The 6,545-nt window shown below is 37.1% G+C and carries 10 protein-coding genes; all 10 read left to right on the top strand.

Going from position 1 to position 6,545, the window contains the following annotated elements:
- The first annotated feature begins 228 nt into the window (after positions 1-228).
- Positions 229-438 carry a hypothetical protein gene (locus AKG39_RS16350; protein ID WP_126981280.1) on the top strand — a complete coding sequence of 70 codons (210 nt, stop codon included), beginning with the start codon at positions 229-231 and terminating at the stop codon, positions 436-438.
- Between the two features lie 107 nt (positions 439-545).
- Positions 546-1,346: a phage portal protein gene (locus AKG39_RS16345; RefSeq protein ID WP_242852644.1), complete on the top strand. Its 801-nt coding sequence runs from the start codon at positions 546-548 to the stop codon at positions 1,344-1,346.
- A complete protein-coding gene (locus AKG39_RS16340) occupies positions 1,340-1,594 on the top strand; it encodes a hypothetical protein (RefSeq protein ID WP_050741479.1) in 255 nt (84 codons plus the stop codon). The genes AKG39_RS16345 and AKG39_RS16340 overlap by 7 nt, the downstream gene beginning before the upstream one ends.
- A 13-nt stretch (positions 1,595-1,607) precedes the next feature.
- On the top strand, positions 1,608-1,748 hold the full coding sequence (locus AKG39_RS20285; protein ID WP_164730794.1) for a hypothetical protein: 141 nt from the start codon (positions 1,608-1,610) through the stop codon (positions 1,746-1,748).
- A 38-nt stretch (positions 1,749-1,786) separates the two neighbouring features.
- Entirely contained in the window at positions 1,787-2,224 is a 438-nt protein-coding gene (locus AKG39_RS16335) for a phage holin family protein (protein ID WP_242852643.1), read from the top strand.
- Position 2,225: 1 nt separating this feature from the next.
- Positions 2,226-3,284 carry an N-acetylmuramoyl-L-alanine amidase gene (locus tag AKG39_RS16330; RefSeq protein ID WP_050741478.1) on the top strand — a complete coding sequence of 353 codons (1,059 nt, stop codon included), beginning with the start codon at positions 2,226-2,228 and terminating at the stop codon, positions 3,282-3,284.
- A 73-nt stretch (positions 3,285-3,357) separates the two neighbouring features.
- A complete protein-coding gene (locus tag AKG39_RS16325; RefSeq protein WP_050741477.1) occupies positions 3,358-4,125 on the top strand; it encodes a hypothetical protein in 768 nt (255 codons plus the stop codon).
- A gap of 334 nt (positions 4,126-4,459) precedes the next feature.
- Positions 4,460-5,134, top strand: a complete 675-nt coding sequence (locus AKG39_RS16320; protein ID WP_242852645.1) for a DUF6414 family protein — start codon at positions 4,460-4,462, stop codon at positions 5,132-5,134.
- A gap of 2 nt (positions 5,135-5,136) precedes the next feature.
- Positions 5,137-5,853, top strand: coding sequence for a P-loop NTPase family protein (locus AKG39_RS19440; protein ID WP_083439623.1), 717 nt, complete (start codon positions 5,137-5,139; stop codon positions 5,851-5,853).
- Entirely contained in the window at positions 5,826-6,275 is a 450-nt protein-coding gene (locus AKG39_RS19435; protein WP_160316209.1) for an AAA family ATPase, read from the top strand. Before AKG39_RS19440 ends, AKG39_RS19435 begins: the two co-directional genes overlap by 28 nt.
- The last annotated feature ends 270 nt before the right edge of the window (positions 6,276-6,545 follow it).

The raw sequence follows: 6,545 nt of genomic DNA, 5'->3' as shown, positions 1-6,545 counted from the left end.
GTTTTAAGTATAAATCAATAAGTTTATCAGCTGTGAAGTCCTGGGCTACCCGGTACTGGAAAAGCAAGGTTGCAACCCTGCAACTAAAAAAGTTGCAACCAAGAAAAAGGCGCACCCATTGGGAATAAGAATACTACTGGCCCGCCAGGTAATAAAAATGCAGAGCGCCACGGATTCTTTGCTAAGTGGCTTCCATCTGAAACTATTGAGATCATGCATTGCATTGCATTGAGCATTCAAACCCGATTGATCTTCTTTGCCGTTTGGGACAATATTCAACTCCAATATGCTGCCATCATCCGGGCTCAAAACCTGATGTATGTCAGGGATCAGGAAGACAAAACCATTGAGAAGGTTGGAAGCTCCACCGGAAAAGTTAGCAGCCAAACATGGGAAGTTCAGCAAGCTTGGGATACACTGAGTATTCCACTTGAATAGCACCCCCATTCCCATCTGGATAGACAACAGCCATAAAGAACTTGATGGAATGATCCGGGTTTATGAATCAACGAAGTGGAAGGGACCCAACAAAACCATGGTAACCAATGTGGAAATGTGGACAAAAGACGGTGTACGGTGTAACATTCTATACCTTACAGGATGATGCATTGTTTTTTAATACCAATAAATCGAATGATATTGATGCCGGTGGCCCGATCTCCCATTTTAAACGGGATGATATGTGGGTATCCTGGGGAAAAGTGCCCTTCATCCCCTTCAAAAATAATCGGGTGGAAATGACAGACCTGTCTTTTGTTAAGCCATTGATTGATGAATATGATAAATCCAGATCTGAAGCTGCCAACTATGTGGAAGAAGTGAAGAACCTTATTTTTGTTTTGTACGGTTATGGTGGACAGGATCTCCATGAATTCATGCGGGTGCTTAACGAGGATCGGGCCATTCCCTTGGACGACAAGGAAAGCGGCGGTCTGGAACCTTTAACCCCAACTATGGACATTACTGCATTGCGGGAACATTATGAACAGTTGAAGCGGGATCTGATCGAGGATGGCCAGAGCATCAATAAGGATCTGGATAAATTCGGCAGTGCTCCCAGCGGCGTGGCGCTTAAGTTCATGTATGCCGGCATTGATCTGAAGTGTAATGCCTTGGAAACTGAATTCAAGATGGGTTTTGAAAACCTTCTTTATTTTGTGGATATCTACCTCAATGAGATCAACCAGGGCGGTTATGAAAATGTCGAGGTCGATATTGTTTTTAACCGGGACATGAAAATCAATGAATCTGAAAGCATTGCTAATTGTGGGGCTTCTTTGGGGGTTGTTTCCAATAAAACGATTGTGGCCAATCATCCATGGGTTGACGATGTCGAAATGTGGTAGAAGGCTCTTTTTTAGCAAAAGACGGTAGTTTTGAATACATTGTTGGTTATATAGATGAATGTGAAGTTTTTGAAGATGTTGAAATGATTGATTTGATAAAAATACAAGAATATAAATACACAGCTTCAGGTGGATTTGTGAAAAATCTGAATTATGTACCGTATATATCAATTGAAGAACAATTAGCTCAACAGCAGGCAGATATTCAAACATTGTCGGACGCTTTGGCAGAAATTATTTTAGGATAAAGGGGGATTTAAAATGGCGACATTTATGGCAAAAAGAATTACTGTGGGCAAAAACACCTATGCAGAGGTTATTTCAGCAAGATCAGATTTGAAAGCAGGAATTGACGAATATTTGATTACAGAAGGACATGGAGATTTGATTGTAGCAGCTTAGGCTGTTTTTTTAATACCCAAAAATGAAAGGATGAATTAATGGAAATAGCAATGATAAAGACAGGAGCATTATCGGTCATCGGGGCGTTAGGGGCAATGATTACGACACTATTCGGAGGATGGGACACGGGATTGGCGACATTAGTATTATTCATGACAGTAGATTACGTGACAGGCCTAATTGTGGCCGGGGTGTTCCAGAACAGCAATAAAACCGAAAATGGTGCATTGGAAAGCAAAGCGGGTTGGAAGGGCTTGTGTAGAAAAGGCACCACCTTATTAATTGTCCTAGTGGCGTGTCGGTTGGATCTTATGTTGGGATCAAATTATATACGGGATGCGGTGATAATTGGATTTGTGTTTAATGAGTCCATCAGTATATTGGAAAATGTTGGCCTCATGGGGGTGGATCTCCCCCCGGTGTTAGTTAAAGCGATTGATATCTTGAAAAATAAAACAGAAGGAGATAAAGAATAATATGGGAAATGCAAATGTAATTTATGACGGCCATGTCCAGGACATTGGCAATATCGGCCTATTTCAAAACGGCGAGTTATGCGGCACATACGGTAAATCGAAACGCTTGGAAGCTCTGAGCATTAAAACCGATTCGGATCAGCTTGGTATCGAATACGAGGGGCAAATCCAAAATTTTGGTTGGACGGACGTAAAGCGGAATGGTGAGTTGCTGGGGACAATCGGTCAGGGGTTACGACTTGAAGCCGTTAAAATCAGGCTCACAGGCGAAACATCAAATGAGTTTGATGTTTATTATGGCGTTCATGCAGAAAACTATGGAGATATGAATTGGGCAATGAACGGCGAACCAGCTGGGACTGAGGGTCTAGGATTACGGATCGAGGGAATTAAGATCATTATTGTGCCGAAATCAGTAAAGCTGGCTGTTGGGGATATCAGAAATTTTGCAAAGGCAGAACCAAAACCAAAACCAAAACCAAAACCAAAACCTGTAGAACCATTAGCCCCAGCAGCTCCCGTTGGAAATCTATCCGGGAAAGTTATTTGTATTAAGCTCGGCCATGGCGGATCGGATCCAGGGGCTTGTGGTGATTTAAGAGAATCAGACATGAATTTAACCGTGTCACTTAGATTGGGCCAGTTACTGGCAGAGCGTGGGGCCCGGGTAGTCTATACCAGGACCACGGATGATCATGTTTATCTGTCAGATCGCCCGACTATCGCCAATAACGCCGGAGCAGATATTTTTGTTTCCATCCACCACAATGGATCAAGGGACCCTAGTTCTCCTGGAACCTGCGCAATTTGTTACCCAGACAGTGACGCCGGTATCCGGTTGGCCACGCTTTGCTTGAACGGTCTTTACAACCGGTTAGGACTACAACAGCGAGGTTTGATCCAGCGTGATGATTCGGATGTTACTTATACGGATATGACAGCTGTGATCACAGAGGCAAGTTTCGCCAGTTGTCCTACGGATTGTGCGCTGTTTAATAACGGCGGGGCTGAATTGGAAGCACTGGGCATTCTGGATGGTATTCTTGCTTATTTTAGATAGATTGATTCAGGCCATCTTTTGGGGTGGCGCTTTTTTATTTTTTGCATTATAATTTTATGTAGGTGGTGATGATATGGAAAAGCAAAAAAGATTTAATCAAAAACTCAAGAATATATTGTTGTTTATATTGGCAGTTGCAATTTTTTTATCGTTGGGAATAGCAGGGCCATTTGCAATTATTTGGGCGTATAATGAACCTGATAAAGTAATTTATGCTCCATGGGAAGCGGCCGATGTTCTATCGTATTATGGGGTACTGCTTGGAGCAATAGCAACAATTGCAGCTGTGGTTTTAACAATTAATTATTCAAGAAAATCTGCGGAAAAAGATCGCCAATTGTCAGAAAACAATAATTACAGAAACTACGGAATTCAATATTGCACAGATTTACTAGATATTTGTAATTATTTGAGAATAACAGATATCATTCAGAATGCATCTATATTAATAATAAAAAATGAACAGGATAAGTATTATTATGGTGATTATAATTTTGCTATAAAAACCGGTTTAGTTTCGTTAAAAAGTTCAATGACTAATGCATATTCTAAGTTCATTAAGTTCCATTTTAACTTGCTAAATTCAGAAAAAAAAGAAATATTGGAGTTTATAAAAATATTTAATGAGATTACTGATACATTAATAAGCAAGTGTTTTGTTACCGATGAAACTAAAGAATTCGTTAAATTAGATGAAGAAAATGAAGAGTTAATGAGTAAACATTTGGATTGGTACAGCAAATTTCAAGAATACATGTACAAATTAGTATTCAATTATGATTATACAGAAGTAAAACGTGAAAAAACACGAAGTCAAAGTCAAAACAATCAAAATAAATAGTTTTCAATAACTGGCGATCACATATGTATGAAGCTCACAAGAAGGTACCGGATCAAACAATCTGACCCATCATGCTGCAGAATATTTTATCCGATAACTTCTTTTATTTTGACTGATAATGATAAAATCTAAAGCTTATAATTTGCTGAATAACACCACCTTCGGGTGGTCTTTTTTAGTTTTTTGAGATATAATATAATTTAGACTGTTGAAAAATTAAATGGTATAATTATAAAAAAACTGAGGTTGATTTTTGAAGAAAGTAGTTTATTTTGATGAGGGATCAGTAACGGATTATATGCAGATTGTTCAAAAATGAAATTTATCTCAAACAATAGAATTATTATCTGAGACGCAAAAACGCGCTGAAGAAGATTTAACAGCAGAGGTAAAACTCAATCCGTTTGCTTCAATTTTTACAGCGCTTGCTGGGTTTTCAGCAAGCGTTGGCGGAAAAGTCAATTTGTCGGCGGCAGCAAATACTGATAAATTAGCGAAAACAATCCTCCAAAATACAGTGCTGTCTGATTTTCTAGAGGCGTGTAAAGAAATTGAGAATTCAATTGATAAATTTGAAAGCTATCATTTAACTGAACCAGCAGGCTCATTAACTGAAATGCTAAAGTTTTCAGTGTATACTCATATGATGAATGGCAGTACCCGTATAAGTACAAATGAAAACATCGAATTAAGCATTGAAAAATTCGACGAAACAATCAAATTGGCTAAAGGTTATTTTGAATACATCGGGATTAAAGATGATAGAAAAGCCGTATTTCGTTTTAATTTGGATGCACTCAAGAATAATTACCGTAGTTCAGATTTAACGACGATGAACTTATCAATATATACAATTCGTGTTGGGATTATTACCGACAAAGAGCTTGATTTTAAGAATAATTCAAATACTAATAATCAAAAGAGATTTTTTGATGAGAAATCAGAAGATACATCCCGCACATATTTTGAATATGAATTGTATGATGTGCTTCTGGCGGGGGTTGAATAGAAGTGGAAAGAATAGTTATATTTTGGGGATCAGATCAAGGCTTTAGGGAGTGCTTAGAAAGCTATCAAGTTGATTTAGATCTTGCGATGCAGTTTCCGGAAATAATTAGCCAATATAATGAAACAATTAGAGCTTCGAACCAAGGATTTATTAATGAAGATGCCCGATATTTTACGGATTTAAAAAATGACGTTGAAGATGTGATAATAAAGCAAAGCGACTTTTCTTCTGTATTAGAGCATGTACTTTTAAACTTCACACAAATTATTTCACTCGCTCACAATATTGAGAATATTTATATTCAAAATCCACCTCGTCGAGTGATTAAGTCGTTAAAATCAGCATTCCATGAAGAGCTTTTTATAGAAGTGAACTCTGAGTATAAACAGTTTAATGTAAATGAGTTAAAACAATTACATAAGCATTTAGATAAAACTGTATTTGGCCAGAAAAACACAAAATTTTCGGTACTTTCAAGTATGTACCAACTATCTAAAAAACACGATAAAAAACCGATCGTTCTTCACTTTTATGGGCCATCTAGCGTTGGGAAAACAGAATTAGCAAGAGCAATTAGTTTATATTTTGGTGGAAAATTGCTGAAAATTCAGTTTTCAATGATGCAAACGGATGAAGCTGTTAATATATTTTTGGTGACGCACATAATAAAGCCTCTTTTGCGGGCGACTTGTTGTCAAGAGAGAGTAATATCGTTTTAATCGATGAATTTGATAAAGTACATCCAAATTTTTATAATGCTTTTTATGAAGTTTTTGACGAAGGTTTCTATCGCGATTTAAATTATAGTGTGAATTTGGAAAATACAGTTTTTATACTTACATCGAATTTTTCATCAGATGATGAATTGGAAAAAAGGGTTGGTCCTGCAATTGCATCGAGAATAGGGAAATCGATTATTTTTGAATATTTAGACGAAGAATCAATAAGAAAGATAATAATAAAGCATTACGAAGATGTAACGAATGAACTTGATGAAGAAGAGATGCAAATAATCGAAGATTCTAAGCTTCTTTCGTGGTATTTAAATAAAGCACTTGCATTTAAAAACATTAGAATTGCGAAGTCGAATGTAGAACAGGATGTTTTTGATTTACTTACAGATGAAAAATTAAATAATTAAAAAATTCGATTTTGGTTGTTCACTCATAAGTTCAAGAATATACGAGGATGCTTAGAGATTTGAGTATAAGAAGGAAAAGACCAGATTTAAATCGCTTGGTCGATGATGACATAATTTTGACATATTTTTATATGAATTTTATTTATGTCTATTTTCCTTAATTGTAAGTAAACCAAGAATAACAACTGTCAAGTTAATAGTATTAACATCTATTTACTTCCTTTATATGATATATTCAAGTTCGACCCCCGTTTCTCGCACCACTATGAA

It is taken from the genome of Acetobacterium bakii (assembly GCF_001263355.1).
GTDB lineage: Bacteria > Bacillota > Clostridia > Eubacteriales > Eubacteriaceae > Acetobacterium > Acetobacterium bakii.
Note: the sequence above shows the minus strand (reverse complement) of the source record. Positions and strands in the feature narration are given on the sequence as shown.

Excerpts from the sequence above, each read along its gene's own strand:
- AKG39_RS16325 (WP_050741477.1), top strand. The coding sequence starts at position 3,358 with ATGGAAAAGCAAAAAAGATTTAATCAAAAACTCAAGAATATATTGTTG.
- AKG39_RS16335 (WP_242852643.1), top strand. The coding sequence starts at position 1,787 with ATGGAAATAGCAATGATAAAGACAGGAGCATTATCGGTCATCGGGGCG.
- AKG39_RS16330 (WP_050741478.1), top strand. The coding sequence starts at position 2,226 with ATGGGAAATGCAAATGTAATTTATGACGGCCATGTCCAGGACATTGGC.
- AKG39_RS20285 (WP_164730794.1), top strand. The coding sequence starts at position 1,608 with ATGGCGACATTTATGGCAAAAAGAATTACTGTGGGCAAAAACACCTAT.
- AKG39_RS16345 (WP_242852644.1), top strand. The coding sequence starts at position 546 with ATGTGGAAATGTGGACAAAAGACGGTGTACGGTGTAACATTCTATACC.